The organism is Micromonospora sp. NBC_00860, from assembly GCF_045207375.1.
Lineage (GTDB): Bacteria > Actinomycetota > Actinomycetes > Mycobacteriales > Micromonosporaceae > Micromonospora > Micromonospora vinacea.
The window spans coordinates 1,503,899-1,517,467 of the sequence record NZ_CP108825.1; the positions used below are offsets into that span (position 1 = coordinate 1,503,899).

At 70.0% G+C, this 13,569-nt stretch carries 16 protein-coding genes; 12 read left to right on the forward strand and 4 right to left on the reverse strand.

Annotated features, from left to right (window positions below; all coding sequences use genetic code 11):
• The first annotated feature begins 106 nt into the window (after positions 1-106).
• Genes OH804_RS06735 through OH804_RS06745 form a run of 3 tightly spaced genes read left to right on the forward strand, consistent with a single transcriptional unit; the run spans position 107 to position 2,387 of the window.
• A complete protein-coding gene (locus tag OH804_RS06735; RefSeq protein ID WP_196923939.1) occupies positions 107-496 on the forward strand; it encodes a GntR family transcriptional regulator in 390 nt (129 codons plus the stop codon).
• Positions 493-1,374, forward strand: a complete 882-nt coding sequence (locus tag OH804_RS06740; RefSeq protein ID WP_196923938.1) for an ABC transporter ATP-binding protein — start codon at positions 493-495, stop codon at positions 1,372-1,374. The genes OH804_RS06735 and OH804_RS06740 overlap by 4 nt, the downstream gene beginning before the upstream one ends.
• Positions 1,371-2,387 carry a hypothetical protein gene (locus OH804_RS06745; protein WP_406063570.1) on the forward strand — a complete coding sequence of 339 codons (1,017 nt, stop codon included), beginning with the start codon at positions 1,371-1,373 and terminating at the stop codon, positions 2,385-2,387. The genes OH804_RS06740 and OH804_RS06745 overlap by 4 nt, the downstream gene beginning before the upstream one ends.
• A 17-nt stretch (positions 2,388-2,404) precedes the next feature.
• On the opposite strand, the gene OH804_RS06750 is transcribed toward OH804_RS06745, so the two are convergent.
• A complete protein-coding gene (locus OH804_RS06750) occupies positions 2,405-3,382 on the reverse strand; it encodes a phosphotransferase family protein (RefSeq protein ID WP_406063572.1) in 978 nt (325 codons plus the stop codon).
• On the opposite strand from OH804_RS06750, the gene OH804_RS06755 reads away from it, so the two are divergent.
• Positions 3,381-3,686 (forward strand): hypothetical protein, encoded by a 306-nt coding sequence (locus OH804_RS06755; RefSeq protein ID WP_406063574.1) that lies wholly within the window; start codon positions 3,381-3,383, stop codon positions 3,684-3,686. The two genes, OH804_RS06750 and OH804_RS06755, sit on opposite strands and share 2 nt — an antisense overlap.
• A 31-nt stretch (positions 3,687-3,717) precedes the next feature.
• Here the strand turns inward: OH804_RS06755 and OH804_RS06760 are convergent, their stop codons facing one another.
• Positions 3,718-5,232 (reverse strand): DUF4419 domain-containing protein, encoded by a 1,515-nt coding sequence (locus OH804_RS06760; RefSeq protein WP_406063576.1) that lies wholly within the window; start codon positions 5,230-5,232, stop codon positions 3,718-3,720.
• A 316-nt stretch (positions 5,233-5,548) separates the two neighbouring features.
• Positions 5,549-6,769: a PP2C family protein-serine/threonine phosphatase gene (locus OH804_RS06765; RefSeq protein ID WP_406063578.1), complete on the reverse strand. Its 1,221-nt coding sequence runs from the start codon at positions 6,767-6,769 to the stop codon at positions 5,549-5,551.
• 182 nt (positions 6,770-6,951) lie between these two features.
• Between OH804_RS06765 and OH804_RS06770 the strand changes: the two genes are divergently transcribed.
• The 6 genes from OH804_RS06770 to OH804_RS06795 all read left to right on the forward strand — a co-directional run bounded on the left by OH804_RS06770 (position 6,952) and on the right by OH804_RS06795 (position 11,012).
• The gene (locus OH804_RS06770; RefSeq protein WP_406063580.1) at positions 6,952-7,386 is read left to right on the forward strand and encodes an ATP-binding protein; all 435 of its coding nucleotides are present in this window, start codon (positions 6,952-6,954) and stop codon (positions 7,384-7,386) included.
• Between the two features lie 137 nt (positions 7,387-7,523).
• Positions 7,524-8,285: a cyclase family protein gene (locus OH804_RS06775; RefSeq protein WP_406063582.1), complete on the forward strand. Its 762-nt coding sequence runs from the start codon at positions 7,524-7,526 to the stop codon at positions 8,283-8,285.
• A 12-nt stretch (positions 8,286-8,297) separates the two neighbouring features.
• Positions 8,298-9,935, forward strand: coding sequence for a thiamine pyrophosphate-binding protein (locus OH804_RS06780; protein ID WP_406063584.1), 1,638 nt, complete (start codon positions 8,298-8,300; stop codon positions 9,933-9,935).
• Positions 9,936-10,043: 108 nt separating this feature from the next.
• A complete protein-coding gene (locus OH804_RS06785; protein ID WP_406063586.1) occupies positions 10,044-10,427 on the forward strand; it encodes a VOC family protein in 384 nt (127 codons plus the stop codon).
• Between the two features lie 4 nt (positions 10,428-10,431).
• Entirely contained in the window at positions 10,432-10,731 is a 300-nt protein-coding gene (locus OH804_RS06790; RefSeq protein ID WP_406063588.1) for a hypothetical protein, read from the forward strand.
• Between the two features lie 71 nt (positions 10,732-10,802).
• Positions 10,803-11,012 carry a hypothetical protein gene (locus OH804_RS06795; RefSeq protein WP_196923928.1) on the forward strand — a complete coding sequence of 70 codons (210 nt, stop codon included), beginning with the start codon at positions 10,803-10,805 and terminating at the stop codon, positions 11,010-11,012.
• 8 nt (positions 11,013-11,020) lie between these two features.
• Here the strand turns inward: OH804_RS06795 and OH804_RS06800 are convergent, their stop codons facing one another.
• On the reverse strand, positions 11,021-11,734 hold the full coding sequence (locus tag OH804_RS06800) for a GAF and ANTAR domain-containing protein (protein WP_196923927.1): 714 nt from the start codon (positions 11,732-11,734) through the stop codon (positions 11,021-11,023).
• A 553-nt stretch (positions 11,735-12,287) separates the two neighbouring features.
• Between OH804_RS06800 and OH804_RS06805 the strand changes: the two genes are divergently transcribed.
• Positions 12,288-12,683: an STAS domain-containing protein gene (locus OH804_RS06805; protein ID WP_196923926.1), complete on the forward strand. Its 396-nt coding sequence runs from the start codon at positions 12,288-12,290 to the stop codon at positions 12,681-12,683.
• A 155-nt stretch (positions 12,684-12,838) separates the two neighbouring features.
• A complete protein-coding gene (locus OH804_RS06810; RefSeq protein WP_196923925.1) occupies positions 12,839-13,504 on the forward strand; it encodes a GntR family transcriptional regulator in 666 nt (221 codons plus the stop codon).
• The last annotated feature ends 65 nt before the right edge of the window (positions 13,505-13,569 follow it).

Sequence of the window (13,569 nt, forward strand, 5' to 3'; positions counted from 1 at the left end):
CGCACCGTCGACGGGTAGTCGTCCGAGATCCCACGACGTCATTCGGTAGCGGAGAGGCCGTCCATGGCCCTATTGTGCTAGGCAACTAGTGGAATGGGGTGGCGAGGTGATCGAGTTTCACCTGGACGCACGGTCCGGGGTTGCGCCGTACATGCAGCTCATCCGACAGGTACGGCACGCACTCCGGCTCGGGGTCCTGAAGGAAGGCGACAAGCTGCCCACCGTCAAGGAGGTGGTGGCCCGGGTCGCGATCAACCCGAACACGGTGTCCAAGGCATACCGCGAGCTGGAGTACGAGGGCCTGGTCACCGCCCGGCCAGGACTGGGCACGTTCGTCACCCGCACGCTGGGCGGCGACTCGCTGAGCAAGCACGAACCGCTGCGGCAGGACCTCGCGCGCTGGCTGACCGAGGCACGGGAGGCCGGCCTGGACGACGAGAGCATCGAGGCGCTCTTCCTCAGCAGCTTTCGCGCGTTTTCGGAGGCCCGAGCATGACTAGCGCGCTGATCACAGACGGTCTGACCAAGCGGTACGGGCGGCGCTCCGCACTGAAGGACTGCACTCTGGACATTCCGGCCGGCCACGTCGTGGGCCTGGTCGGGCCGAACGGCGCCGGTAAGTCCACGCTGCTGCAACTGGCCTGTGGGCTGCTCGATCCGACCTCGGGGCGGATCGAGGTGCTCGGCGCGCGGCCGGTCAGCGGGTCGCCGCAGGTCGGGTTCGTCGCACAGGACACACCGGTCTACGCCGGCCTGACCGTCGCCGACCACCTCCGGATGGGTGCACACCTGAACCCGTCCTGGGACGGTGCGCTCGCCGAGCGGCGGATCGCCCAGGTCGGCCTGGACCCGGCACAGAAGGCGGGCAAGCTCTCCGGTGGCCAGCGCGCCCAACTGGCCCTGACCGTCGCCGCGGCGAAGCGCCCCAATCTGCTGCTGCTCGACGAGCCGGTGGCGGCACTCGACCCGCTCGCCCGACGCAACTTCCTGCAGGGGCTGATGGAGCTGACCGCCGAGCAGGGCATGAGCATCGTGATGTCCTCACACCTGGTCGCCGACCTGGAACGGGTCTGCGACTACCTGATTGTGCTGGTCGCCTCTCGGGTGCGGGTGGCCGGTGACGTGGACGACCTGCTCGCCACCCACCACCGCCTGGTCGGGCAGCGGCGCGACACCGCCGACCTGGGCGCCGGGCGAGCCCTGGTCGAGCAGAGCCACACCGATGTGCAGTCGACCCTGGTGGTGCGCAGCACCGCGCCGATCGTCGACCCGACGTGGCAGGTCGACCGGCTGGACCTGGAGGACATCGTGTTGGCGTACATGAGCGGTGCCACCGGCGACGGGCCGGATCGGGTTCTGGAGGGACAGCGATGATCTGGATGACCTGGCGGCAGTTTCGCACCCCGGCCCTGGCCACCGGCACCCTGTTGCTGCTGCTCCTGGGCGGTCTGGCGCTGACCTGGGCCGAGGTGACGGAGCTGGCCACGCAGACCGGGTACACCGGCTGCCAGGGCGACGCCTGCCTCGCCGCCGGCGAGGCATTCCTCCAGGCCCTGCAACCGGGGTGGGCCAGTGAGTTCCACATCGCCGCCATCGGCGCCCTGTACCTGCTGCCCGCCCTGGTAGGCATCTTCTGGGGTGCGCCGTTGGTGGCCCGGGAGTTGGAGACCGGCACGTACCGCATGGTCTTCAGCCAGTCCGTCAGCCGCGACCGCTGGCTGCTGGTCAAACTCGCGGTCGGTGGCGGTGCCGCCGCGCTCGGTGCCGGCGTGCTCAGCCTGGTGCTGAGCGAGTGGGCGCAGCCGATCGACGGGGCCTCGGCGGACCGGATGAACCCGCTGGTGTTCGCGGCCCGGGGGATCGTCCCGGTTGGCTACGCGACGCTGGCCTTCGTGGTGGGTGTCGCCACCGGACTGCTGCTGCGGCGGACCCTCGCCGCGATGGCGGTGACCCTCCTGGTGGTCGTCGGCCTCCAGATCGCCGCTCCGTTCGCGATCCGCCCCTGGCTGGCTCAGCCGATCACCACGGTCAGCCCCCTACGGTTCGACGGTGATTTCGGGATCTCGATGAGCCCCGACACCGGGCGGATGATGGTCCATGTCGAGCCCGACCGCAGGGGTGACTGGGTCGTGTCGAGCACCACGATCACCTCGACCGGAGCGGAGTTCACCGGTCCGGCCGATATGACCCAGTGCGGGCCGAGGGCGCTCGGCGGGCGCGATGCGTGCCAGAGATGGCTGGGGGAGCAGAACCTCAGCCTGAAGGTGAGCTACGTGCCCGGCTCGAAGTTCTGGACCCTGCAATGGCGGGAGTTCGGCGTGCTGATCGCGCTGACCGTCGTGCTGGCCCTGTTCTCCCTCTGGTGGGTCCGCCGCCGACTGGTCTGACCGCACAGCCGGAGGCATCAGATCGCGGCGAGTGCCTTGGCGATGTTCCGCTCGGCGAGGTCGCGCATCCATCGTCGGTCCGGGAAGTCGGTGTCCGCGATGCGCAGTGGACCCTCGATCAGCGACAGCACCTGCGCGTACCGGTAGAGCTCCAACCTGTCCGCGTCCAGATCGACCGGACGCAGCGCCGGATACGCCTCGCCGAAGCGCATCTGCAGCCAGGCGTGCTCCCATTCGACGTCGAAGTAGGACAGCCCTTCGATGTCGATCATCACCGGCTCGCCGGCCGGTGTGACGAGTACGTGATCCGGTCCGAGTTCACCGTGCACCAGCGCGTACTCCCGCCGTGGCGCGACCCTGCCATGGAGGTGATGCAGGTGGGCGGCAATCCTCTGCTGCGCAGCAGACAGCCTGGGGTCGCGGGCTGCTGCTGCGTCGAGGTGGCCGAGCGCCCGGTCCACGATGATGTCCTCGGTGCGTCGAGTCTGGGACGCCTCGCCCTGGGCGATGGCCGCGAGCCTGCCATAGCGTGGGTCGAAGGTGGTGTGCATACGGCGCAGGGCGTCGCCGAGAATCGACAGCGGCGCGGCGGCCGCAGCGGGATCGCGTTCCATGAGGGTCTCGAGCCGTAGCGCGCCGGCGTCTTCGAGCAGCGCCATGTCAGCGTCGAGGTAGCGGCCGTCGCGGTCGAGCATGATCAGTCGCGGCACGCGCACACCAGCGGCGACGAGTACCGCGTGGTTGGCTGCGAAGAGTTCCGCGCCCGACGCGTCGGTGAACGGGTCATCCGGGACCGTCGGCGACGGCGGCCAGTAATTCTCGCCCGCTGCCCACACATACAGAATCACGGTCTTCTGATCGTCGAGACCAAGCCGGTAGACGCCCTTCTTGCTGCCACCGGTCAGCCGCTCCAGGTCGGTAAGCCGGCTCGTGGAGCCGAACTGCTCCGCCACCAGATCGTGCAAATCATCCGACTGCAGAAACGTCCGCATCATGGGTGCCTCTCCTCAGGTCGCGGCGCTCGCCGGCCACGGCCGACGGCTCGCCTCGATCGGCGCGGCGTTGCTGGCCCTCACCGCACTGCCTCTGATGGACACGTGCATTGGCATGGTCCCGATGCCCCGCTCCGTCGGCAGGGACAACGCCCGGTTCGCGTGGCATGCCATCACGCCCACGCTGTCCCTACCGCAACCGATGCCGGCGCTCACGGCGGTGGTCGAACTGACCGCGTACCTGCTGCTCGTCGCGGGCCTCACCGATCGTCCCGTCCGGACGCGCGCGCCAGCGGCCGGGGTCTGAGAGCATTCTGTCGACCGGGCGTACTCCTGGATCAACCGCTGGGCCGGTCGAGCTGGTGGAGTCGGCCGGTTTCCAGGTGGGAGATGTCGCCTTCGGAGTCGAGGGCGGCGTCGAGCAGCTGCGCGAGCGAGGTGCCGTACACGGGAACGTCGGCGGGCTCGTCGATCAGGCGGACGAGCGCGTCGAACTCCTCCGACTGTGCGGCCGTCACTTCCTCGGCTCGGCAGAGGATCCAGTGGGTCGACTGCGTTGCGTAGTCGACGGCAGCACAGATCTTTCGGCCATCGGCGAGGTCGATGATCGGCAGGAGTGACCGCTCGTCGTCGTCGCGGTAGATCCAGCGGTGCTCGGCGGCCGGCAGTAGCCGCCATGCGCCGAACAGGGTGGCGGCACCGATGCGCTGGTAGAGCGCCACGACCTCGGCGGGCGCGTTCAACAGGCGTACGGGCTGGGGCGGTGTGGTCTCGTGGTCGCGCACCATCCGGTCGATGACGTCGTCGATCTCCACCGCGCTCGGCGCGAGGTACCAGCCGGCAATGGGCCGCAGTCCACCGTTGTCGTCCTGCGCGACGCCGACCAGGCCGGCGTGCAGGGCGACCGCCCGGTTCTCGCCCGCCACCAGATCGTTGACGTTCACTGTCACCCGTGACAACGTCGCGGGGACCTGATCGGTGCGGAGGCCGGGACCGTGGTAGAAGCCGCGTCCGTCGACTGTCGCGTCGCGAGGCTCGTCGATGGGCAGCTCCAGCAGCGGGTTCGGCCGGTCGAACATGCCCTCACCGCGAAGGTACGGGTACAGGCGCGCGGCCCAGCCGGTGACCACGTCACCGCCGTACGCGTCGACCGGGTTGTAGATGCGCCGCCAGAACGCCACGTCCTCGTCCCCTGCCGCGGCGCGGACGAACTGGTCGGCGATCGGCCCGAGCGAGCCGCACCACTTCTGCAGGCCGAACCCGGCGAGCGCGTCCACCCGCGCGCGAATCTTCTGCCAGTCCGCCACGTCGCCGGTCAGCGTGATCGACGGGATTCCGCACACGCATACCAGCCAGAGCGAGAAGTACGGCGAGTAGGCGTCGAGCAGGGCAACTCGTCCCGCGATCCGGTCGACGTCAGTGCTGGTGGAAAAGTCGCACTCGAACAGGTCCGCGTCGGTGATCTCGGCCGCGAGCAGTTCATGGAAGGACGCCACCAGGTCCTGCCAGGAAGCGGCGTCCTGCGGCATCTGCCCATCGACGGTGACGGTGAGCCGCTTATGGCCGGCGTGACTCACCAAGCGGGGGCGCAACTCCTCGGCGTGCAGCCGGATGTGTTGCGCGACCCCCTGCGCGATGGTCAACCACACCGCGTCCGGAGACAACACCAGCGGGCGATGGTCGGCGAACGCCCGGCCGACGGCGTCGAGCAGCGGATGCACTCCGTCGGGCACGAGCACCGGCATCGCCGGATCGCCGCCAATCACCAACGCGTCATCGAACAGTTCGTTGAGCGGCCGGGTGGGCAGGCGCACGGTCGCGGGGCTCACCTCGTCGACCCGGAAGATCGCCATTGGGCGACTCTAACGCTCCTTCGCCCGGACCAGATCCCACCCTGTCAGCTTCAGGCAACGCCAACCAGTGCGGAGTGTCGCTCGACGGCTGCGCTCGTGATGGCCATCCGTCGACCAAGCTGGGTTGAGCGGCGGCTCAGTCTGCCGGTGCTGGAGCGGCACCCACCGCAGCCCGCGTGCCGGTGCCGCGGTTTCTGGTCGTCGCTGTGCGACCTGCTCGGGCCGGCGCGGCTGCGGACCAGGCCAGCAGCCACCGCCGAGCCATGATCAACTCGCCGACGGGAAACCGGTCGCGGCCCAGCGGTTGCCCGGAGGCTCAGTCCGACGGTGGTTGCCGGCGGATGACCAGCAGAGCGATGTCGTCGACAGGGTGCTCCTCCGCGGTGGTGGCCATGATGTGGTCGCACAACGCTTCGGCTGGCCCGGACTGCACGGCATCGGCGAGGCGCTCGATGCCGGTGTCGATCAGTTCGCTGCGGCGTTCGATGAGTCCGTCGGTGTAGAAGACGAGCGCTGCGCCCGGCGGTAGGTCCAGAACCGTGGTGCGTCGATTGGTTGATGGTCGGCCCACACCGAGTGGCCGGTCCACCGTCAGGTTGACTGGCTGGGTGGGATGACCGGGGACAGCCAGCAGCGGTGGTAGATGGCCTGCGGAGGAGAGGTGCACCCTCGTGCGGTCGGGTGTGATCAGGGCGTAGACGGCGGTGGTGAGGGTGCCCGCTTCGAAGTGGTGGATCTTGCGGTCGAGGGAGGTCAGCGCCTGGGCGGGATCGTCGGAATCGAGCGCGTAGGCGCGTAGCGCGCTGCGGATGCGTCCCATGACGACGGCGGAAGGCAGCCCATGGCCGGAGACGTCACCGATGACCGCGCCCAGCCAGCCCGAGGGCAACGTGAACACGTCGTACCAGTCGCCGCCGATGCCCAGGTCGTGGCCGGGCACGTACCGGGCGGCAAGGTCCAGGCCGGGAATGTCGGGTAGCCGGCCGGGCAGCAGGCTGTGTTGCAGGGCCAGCGCAGCCTGCCGGTCGAGGACCTGCACTCGGGCCTGACCCGCCAAGCTGGCACGATCGGCGACGAGCTGCAACAGCTGCACGTCGTCGGGCCCGAACCGCCGCATTGCCAGGGAGCCGACGTGCAGTACGCCGACGAGGTTGCCGTTGGCAATCATGGGCACGCCCAGCAGGGCACGGATGCCCGTGGCGAGCAGGATCGGATTCACCACGTCGTCGGGCGTCACGTTGTGGATCGTGACCGGGGCGCGTGTCGCCGCCACTCGGCCGGCGAAGCCGCGTCCGACCCGGATACGGAACCCGCGGCGCACCTCCTCCTCCAGGCCCTTGGCCGCGGTCGCGACGAGCTCGCCGGTGTGGTCGTCCAGCAGGAGGATGGTGGCGGTATCGACCTTCAGTAGGTCCCGGACCCGTTCGAGTAGCTCGTCGAGCAACTCGGCGATGTTGAGCCCTGACAGGGCGGCGTCGGTGATCGCCTCGATACGTCTCAGCCGCTCGTCGTTCGTCACCAGTTCGGCATCGGGCACCCAGGCAGCCTAGACGCCGACACGCGGCCGATGGCACGTCAGGAGCGAGATCAACAGTGTCGTGCCGTCGGCGTGGGGTACCTTCCCATGTCACATCGATGCAATGGTCGCCGGGTGAACCCGTTGCGGAGCGCTATCCTCCCTCGTGCCACCGGCTCCACGTCCGACAGGGAGGGGAAGCAGTGGGTGACCCACCGCTCGGCCACCACGTCCCCACCGCCAGCAAGCCCCTGTTCTCGACGTCGTTCACCCTCGCCGACCTCAGCCGCGTCCGACACGAGGTCGAGGTCGTCGGTCGCCAATGCGGCCTCGACCACGACGAGATCGAGAACTGGGTCATCGCTGTCAACGAACTCATGATCAACGTGATCCGGCACGGGGGAGGGGCAGGTTGGCTACGCCTGCTCCTGGACGGTCAGCTCACCTGTGAAGTCACTGACCAGGGGCTGGGCTTCAACGCCGCTCGCTACGTTCCGTGCGCCGAGCGACCGCCTCTGTCCGGTACGGGAGGAATGGGCTTGTGGGTGGTGGGGCAGATGGCCGACTACCTCCTCGTCGACAGCGGACCCGTAGGCACCACCATCCGCATCGCGGCACGCAGCCGCCGCCTCGGATAGCCGTCAGTGGTCGACCGAGAAGGCCGGCAGGCAACGGTGGCAGCCATACGCTGGTTCGTGGCAGCGGCACGGAGGCCTCGCCAAGTGGCTCCGTTCGATGGTCCATCATGGAACATGAGCGGGTGTACCGTCGCCGCATGACGGTGCTCCAGGAGTTTGTCGCCGCTCTTTCCAGCGGCCGGATCCAGGTTGTCGACCTCACCGCTCCGCTCTCGGACCAGACCCCGATCCTGGGTCTGCCCGAGCAGTTCGGCCAGACCTGGCCGTTCCGGCTCAGCGAGATCAGCCGGTACGACGACCGAGGCCCGGCCTGGTACTGGAACAACTTCTCCACCGGCGAGCACACCGGCACCCACTTCGACGCCCCGGTGCACTGGGTCACCGGCCAACAGGGCGCCGACGTGTCGCAGGTCCCGGTGAGCCAGCTGATCGCCCCGGCGGTGGTGATCGACCACGCCTCCGACGCCGCCGACGACAGTGACTTCCTGCTGGAGGTCGAGCACGTCAAGGCGTGGGAAGCGGAACATGGCGCCCTGCCCACCGGTGGCTGGCTGCTCTACCGCACCGGCTGGGACGCCTACGGCGACGACCCGGAACGGTACGCCAACGCCGGGCGTACCCCGGGCATCTCCGTGGAGTGCGCCCGCTGGCTGGCCGAGGAGTCACCGATCCAGGGCGTCGGGGTGGAGACGGTCGGGACCGACGCGGGCGCCGCGCATTCGTTCGACCCGCCGTTCCCGTGCCACTCGTACCTGCTCGGCCAGGACAAGTACGGCCTGACCCAGCTCCGTAACCTGGCCCTGTTGCCGGCGACCGGCGCGGTGGTGATCGCCGGACCGCTGCCGATCGTCTCGGGGTCGGGCAGCCCGTGCCGGGTCCTCGCGCTGGTCGAACGGTAGGCCGGACCACCGATGCGGGTAGCCGAGGTGGTCGGGCGGGTCCTGTACGGACACGGCGCACGGCACGTCTTCGGGGTGGTCGGCAGTGGCAACTTCCATGTCACGAACGCGCTTGTCGCGGCCGGCGCCCGGTTCGTGGCGGCGGCCCACGAGGGCGGTGCGGCGAGCATGGCCGACGGGTACGCCCGCACCGCCGGGGCGGTGGGACTGCTCTCGGTGCACCAGGGTCCGGGTGTCACCAACGCGCTGACCGGCCTCACCGAGGCCGCGAAAAGCCGTACCCCGATGGTGGTCCTGGCCCCGGAGGCGACAGCGCCGCGGTCGAACTTCTTCATCGACCTGCCGGCGCTCGTCGCCGCGGTCGGGGCCGACTTCCACCGGGTACGCGCGACGCACGCGGCCGAGGACACGGGCGCGGCGTACCGGGCTGCCGCCCGGGGCGCGACGGTGGTGCTGGGCCTCCCGTTGGAGGTGCAGCAGGCCGTGACCGAACCGTGGTCCGGCCCGGTCCAGGCGGCCGTGCCGTCCCCGGCCACCGTTCCGCAGGTCGAGCCGTTGCTGGCCGCGCTCCAGGCCGCCCGTCGACCGGTCTTCATCGCCGGTCGGGGCGCCCGGGCAGCCCGAGAACCGCTGACCGGGCTCGCCGACGCGTGCGGCGCGCTGCTCGCGGTATCGGCCGCCGCGAAGGGCCTGTTCGCCGGGAACCCGTGGAACCTCGACGTCGCCGGCGGCTTCGCCACCCCACTCGCCGCCGAGCTGATCGGCACGGCGGATCTGGTCGTCGCGTGGGGCAGCACGCTGAACATGTGGACCACCCGGCACGGCGAACTGATCCCGCCCTCCGCCGTCGTCGTCCAGGTGGACCACGACCCGGCCGCGTTCGGGGTCAACCGCCCGGTCGACCTGACGGTGGCCGGCGAGGTGTCTGCGGTCGCCGAGGCGGTGCTCGGGCGGTTGGGGGACCACTTCACGGGGTCCGTCGACGGCGGGTGGCGTACGCCGGAACTGGCCCGACGGATTCGCGACCACGGCCGGTGGCGGACGGTTCCGTACCAGGATGAGGGCGGCGGCGCGCCGGCGACGATCGACCCGAGGACGCTCTCGGCCGCCCTGGACGACCTGCTGCCACCCGACCGGACGGTGGTGGTCGACTCCGGCAACTTCATGGGCTACCCGTCGATGTGGCTCGACGTGCCGGACGTGGCCGGGTTCTGCTTCACCCAGGCGTTCCAGTCGGTCGGGCTCGGCCTGGCCAGCGCGCTCGGCGCGGCTGTCGCCCGCCCGGACCGGCTCACCGTGGCCGCGGTCGGCGACGGCGGCTTTGTCATGTCCGCGACCGAACTGGTCACCGCCGTTCGGCTGGCGCTACCCCTGCTCGTGGTGATCTACGACGATGCGGCGTACGGCGCGGAGGTGCACCACTTCGGTCCGGACGGGCACCCGCTGGAGACCGTCACCTTCCCCGACTCCGACCTGGCCGCGATCGCCCGCGGTTACGGCTGCGACGGGATGACCGTCCGGACCGTCGACGATCTCGCACCGGTACGCCGCTGGCTCGCCGGTCCCCGTACCCGGCCGCTGGTGATCGACGCCAAGGTCTGCGCCGCGCGCGGCTCATGGTGGTTGGAGGAGGCGTTCCGTGGCCACTGAGCCACCACCGCCGTGCCTGATGCCACGCCCCAACGCCGTCGGGTGTCAGCCGGGCAACACCCGGTCGGGTCGGTGACAGGGGTGTCACAGCTGACGTACGTTGGCGGGGTGGCCACTCTCTGGACCTTGGGATGCGATGCCGACGATCCCCAGCGGATCGCCGCTTTCTGGGCGTTGGCCCTCGGCTATGTCAAGGAGCCCGGTTTCGACGAGCCCGACAACGCGTCCGTCGTCGACCCGGACGGTCGGGGTCCTGCCATCAGCTTCCTGAAGGTCCCCGAGGGAAAGTCCGCCAAGAACCGTATGCACATCGACATCCGGGTGGCCGGTCCCGGCTCCACGGACATGGCCGAGCGCGCCCGGTTGATCCGGCAGAAGGTGCCCGACCTGGTTGCCGCTGGCGCGACGGTGGTCCGCGAGGAGTGGTACGGCGACGTCCTCGGGCACGTCGTCATGCAGGACCCCGAGGGCAACGAGTTCTGCGTCGCCTGATGCCATGATCACTGCCGTGGCGACGCCGCGGGCTGCTGATGGCGTCCCGGCCAAACAGGTGCCGATCGGGCAGCGCCGGCGGGACCGTTTGCTGGTGGAGCCGGAGGGTAGGTGGGAATTCATGACCACGCCTGAGCAGAGTCAGCAGGAGAGAGCCCTCGAAACCGGCGCGGTGTACCAGGACGCCGAGGGACGCCGAACGACGGATCCTGGCTCCGGGACCGCGAATGCGGACAGTGAGGCCGACCGCAACGCGGAGCACCTGAAGAGGGGCGAGGTCGGGCCGCGCGTCCCGGAGGAGTAGCGGGCCGGGGTGTACGGAAACCCCCTCGGGGTAGCGGTAGGGGACGAGCGAAAACCCCCGAGGAGGACGAGATGACCGATCCCAGGTACGTACCGATCGGACTGGCCGACGCCGGGCGGCTGATCGACGACGACGGCGCGGACACCGGCCCTGCCGGGGAGATCGTCGGCGCGGACGACGCGAAGGCGGACGCCGCCCGGACCGGCGCCGACGTGGACCTGTCCCACGCGGCCCGCGACGGCGATGGCGCGGCGGACGCCGACGCCGACGCCGAGCGGTAAGCCCCTGGTCAGCGCCTGGTTTCTCCGGCTGCCCCGTCCACCAGGGCCTGCGCCACGTCGCGGAGCTTGCGGTTGGAGTCCTGCGACACCTTCGCCAGGATGTTGAACGCTTCGGTGGCGGTGCACCGGCGTTCAGCCATGATGATGCCCTTCGCCTGTTCGATGACCGCACGGCTGGCCATCGCGTCCTGCATCTGGCGGGCGAGGTTGGCTGTGCTCTCGTAGAGCTGGGCGTTGGCCAGGGCGACGGCGGCGTACGCGGCGAAGGTCTCCAGCACGGCGACCGTGTCGTCGTCGAAGGCGTGCGGGGTGCGGGCATAGACGTTGAGCGCGCCGACCACCGCCTCCTGGATCGGCATGCCGATCGACACGGAACTGCCGACTCCCGCCTTGCGGCCGCGTTCGGCCCAGTCGGGCCAGCGATCCTCGGCGGTGATGTCGGGCACGGAGAGGATGTCGCCGCCGGCGGCGGCGGCCAGACACGGGCCGCTTCCCTGGGCGTACTGGCGTTCGTCCAGGTCGAGAGCCAGCTCGTGGGTGAACGCCGCGGTGTGCCCGGTTCCGCCGCGAACCAGCGTGACCGAGACCTCGACCGGCACGGGCAGCACCCGTTTGGCCAGTTCCGCGACGCGCTGCAGAACGTCGTCGAGGCTGGTCTCAGCGAGTTTGATGCGGCCGAGCTCGGCGAATGCGTCGGCGGGGTCCGTCGGCGAGTGGGTCATGGCACCGAGTCCTCACGGCCGGCGCGCCCATGGAGAATCGAAGCTCGGGATGGCGTGGGCGCGCGGATGGCAGCCCGCGTGACGCGGACCGCTGCACGGACCCCCAACCGGGCGGAGCCGGGACCAACGCCGGTTGCTCGACGCTGGTTCGTCACATCCGGTACGCGGATGTGAACTACAGGCCCGCCAGGATACCCGGGATATCAGTCGGCGACGACGAGCGCCTGGGGCGCGGAGGCCGGTAGCCGAAGACCTGGCCCACGCCCCAGCCGGCCAACCGGGCCGCCACCAGGTCCGCCGCTGTCGCCTCCTCGCCTCGACCGCCTTCCAGCATGTGGCCCTACCCCGGGCCGGCGGACCGAACCGGACGGGTAGTACCTCTTCGGGATCTTCGCGATCAGTGTCGGATCGGACTCGTCCCCGGCGATGGGTGTCGGCAGCGCACGTCGTGGGTAGGGTGGTCCGCGGGTCAAGACATGCGCCCAGGTCCGCCGCCCGCGCCTCGTCGCCGCGGGAGGGTCCGACTCACCGATGAACCAGATCGGGAGGCGTCATGTCCATCCTCGAACAACCCACTCGGCAGCACGCTCAACCCATTCGGCAGCACGCTCGGCCCGCCAAACCGATCATGACGCTCGACCTGAACAATGACCCGCATGCGCCACTGATCGTCGTTTCCGGCGAGGTCGACATGAGCACCGCTCATCTCATCAGTGAGCTGGCCGAACACGTGATCACCCGGCGGCCCGCACGTCTGGTGCTCGATCTCTCCGGGGTGACCTTCTTCAGCGCCCATGGCATCAGCGCCCTGCTGCGAACACAGCGTGCGGCCGAGTCTGCCGAGGTCGCGTTGGCCCTGCGCGCCGCGGCTCCGTGCGTCACCTACCTGCTGGCGGTCACCGGCACCCGGCTAGACCTGGATATCCCGGTGACCAACGCGAGTCGGTGATCCCGTTTTCGATTGGGGCTGCGCCGCTCGGGGTGAGAAGCCCTCCGACTGTGCTCCAGGGAGGCTGAGCCGATGCCGCGCGCAGCCGACCCGACCCCGCCGAGGGAGGACGCGCCCACGCCGGCCGCCCGGTGGCAGGTGGCAGACTCATCGGCGTGGACGACGTGGCCGCATCGACGGTGGATGGTGAGCTGGAGAGCGTCAGCCTGGTGGACCTCGCCGTCTCCCGGCTGACCCGGGAAATCCTCAGCGGCAAGAGCGACCCGGGCGAGCGCCTGGTGGAAGAGCAGTTGACGCGGCGGCTCGGGATCAGCCGGGCTCCGTTGCGGGAGGCGCTGCGGTTGCTGGCCCAGCAGGGGCTGGTCGAGCACGTGCCCCGGCGTGGGGTCCGGGTGGCCACCCTGTCGGACCGCGACGTGCGGGAGCTGTACGAGCTGCGTGACGTGCTGGAACGCTTCTCGGTGCGGGCGGGGATCCCCGTCGGCCGGGAGAGCGACCTCGCCGGGTTGCGGGCGACACTGGACCAGCTGAGGGAGGCGACCCGGGTCGGCGACCGGATGGCGGTCGCCGAGTCGCACCGGGAGTTCCACGTCGCGTTGGTGGCGCTCGCCGGCAACCGGCAGCTCTCCGCTGTGTACGGCTCGATCCTGGTGAAACTCCAGCTCTACATGGCGATCAACCTGCGCCGGGAGGCGGAGCTGGCGCAGCCGCTGGACGGGGTCCACCGGCACGAGCGGTTGTTCGAGGCGGTCGCCGGGGGAGACCCGGAGGAGGTGCTCGCCGTGCTCTCTGGGCACGGCGCGCGTTCGTACCTCGGCTAGCTGGAGTCAGCCGTGGGCACGCCCCGTCATGTCGTCGTTACGTGACGCGCGGTTTCCCGAAACAG

What these genes read in the sequence shown, in the direction of transcription:
- OH804_RS06795 (WP_196923928.1), top strand. Translation starts at nt 10,803, where the DNA reads ATGACCGATCCCAGGTACGTACCGATCGGACTGGCCGACGCCGGGCGG.
- OH804_RS06750 (WP_406063572.1), bottom strand. Translation starts at nt 3,382, where the DNA reads ATGATGCGGACGTTTCTGCAGTCGGATGATTTGCACGATCTGGTGGCG.
- OH804_RS06755 (WP_406063574.1), top strand. Translation starts at nt 3,381, where the DNA reads ATGGGTGCCTCTCCTCAGGTCGCGGCGCTCGCCGGCCACGGCCGACGG.
- OH804_RS06745 (WP_406063570.1), top strand. Translation starts at nt 1,371, where the DNA reads ATGATCTGGATGACCTGGCGGCAGTTTCGCACCCCGGCCCTGGCCACC.
- OH804_RS06805 (WP_196923926.1), top strand. Translation starts at nt 12,288, where the DNA reads ATGTCCATCCTCGAACAACCCACTCGGCAGCACGCTCAACCCATTCGG.
- OH804_RS06740 (WP_196923938.1), top strand. Translation starts at nt 493, where the DNA reads ATGACTAGCGCGCTGATCACAGACGGTCTGACCAAGCGGTACGGGCGG.
- OH804_RS06780 (WP_406063584.1), top strand. Translation starts at nt 8,298, where the DNA reads ATGCGGGTAGCCGAGGTGGTCGGGCGGGTCCTGTACGGACACGGCGCA.
- OH804_RS06790 (WP_406063588.1), top strand. Translation starts at nt 10,432, where the DNA reads ATGATCACTGCCGTGGCGACGCCGCGGGCTGCTGATGGCGTCCCGGCC.
- OH804_RS06800 (WP_196923927.1), bottom strand. Translation starts at nt 11,734, where the DNA reads ATGACCCACTCGCCGACGGACCCCGCCGACGCATTCGCCGAGCTCGGC.
- OH804_RS06775 (WP_406063582.1), top strand. Translation starts at nt 7,524, where the DNA reads ATGACGGTGCTCCAGGAGTTTGTCGCCGCTCTTTCCAGCGGCCGGATC.
- OH804_RS06760 (WP_406063576.1), bottom strand. Translation starts at nt 5,232, where the DNA reads ATGGCGATCTTCCGGGTCGACGAGGTGAGCCCCGCGACCGTGCGCCTG.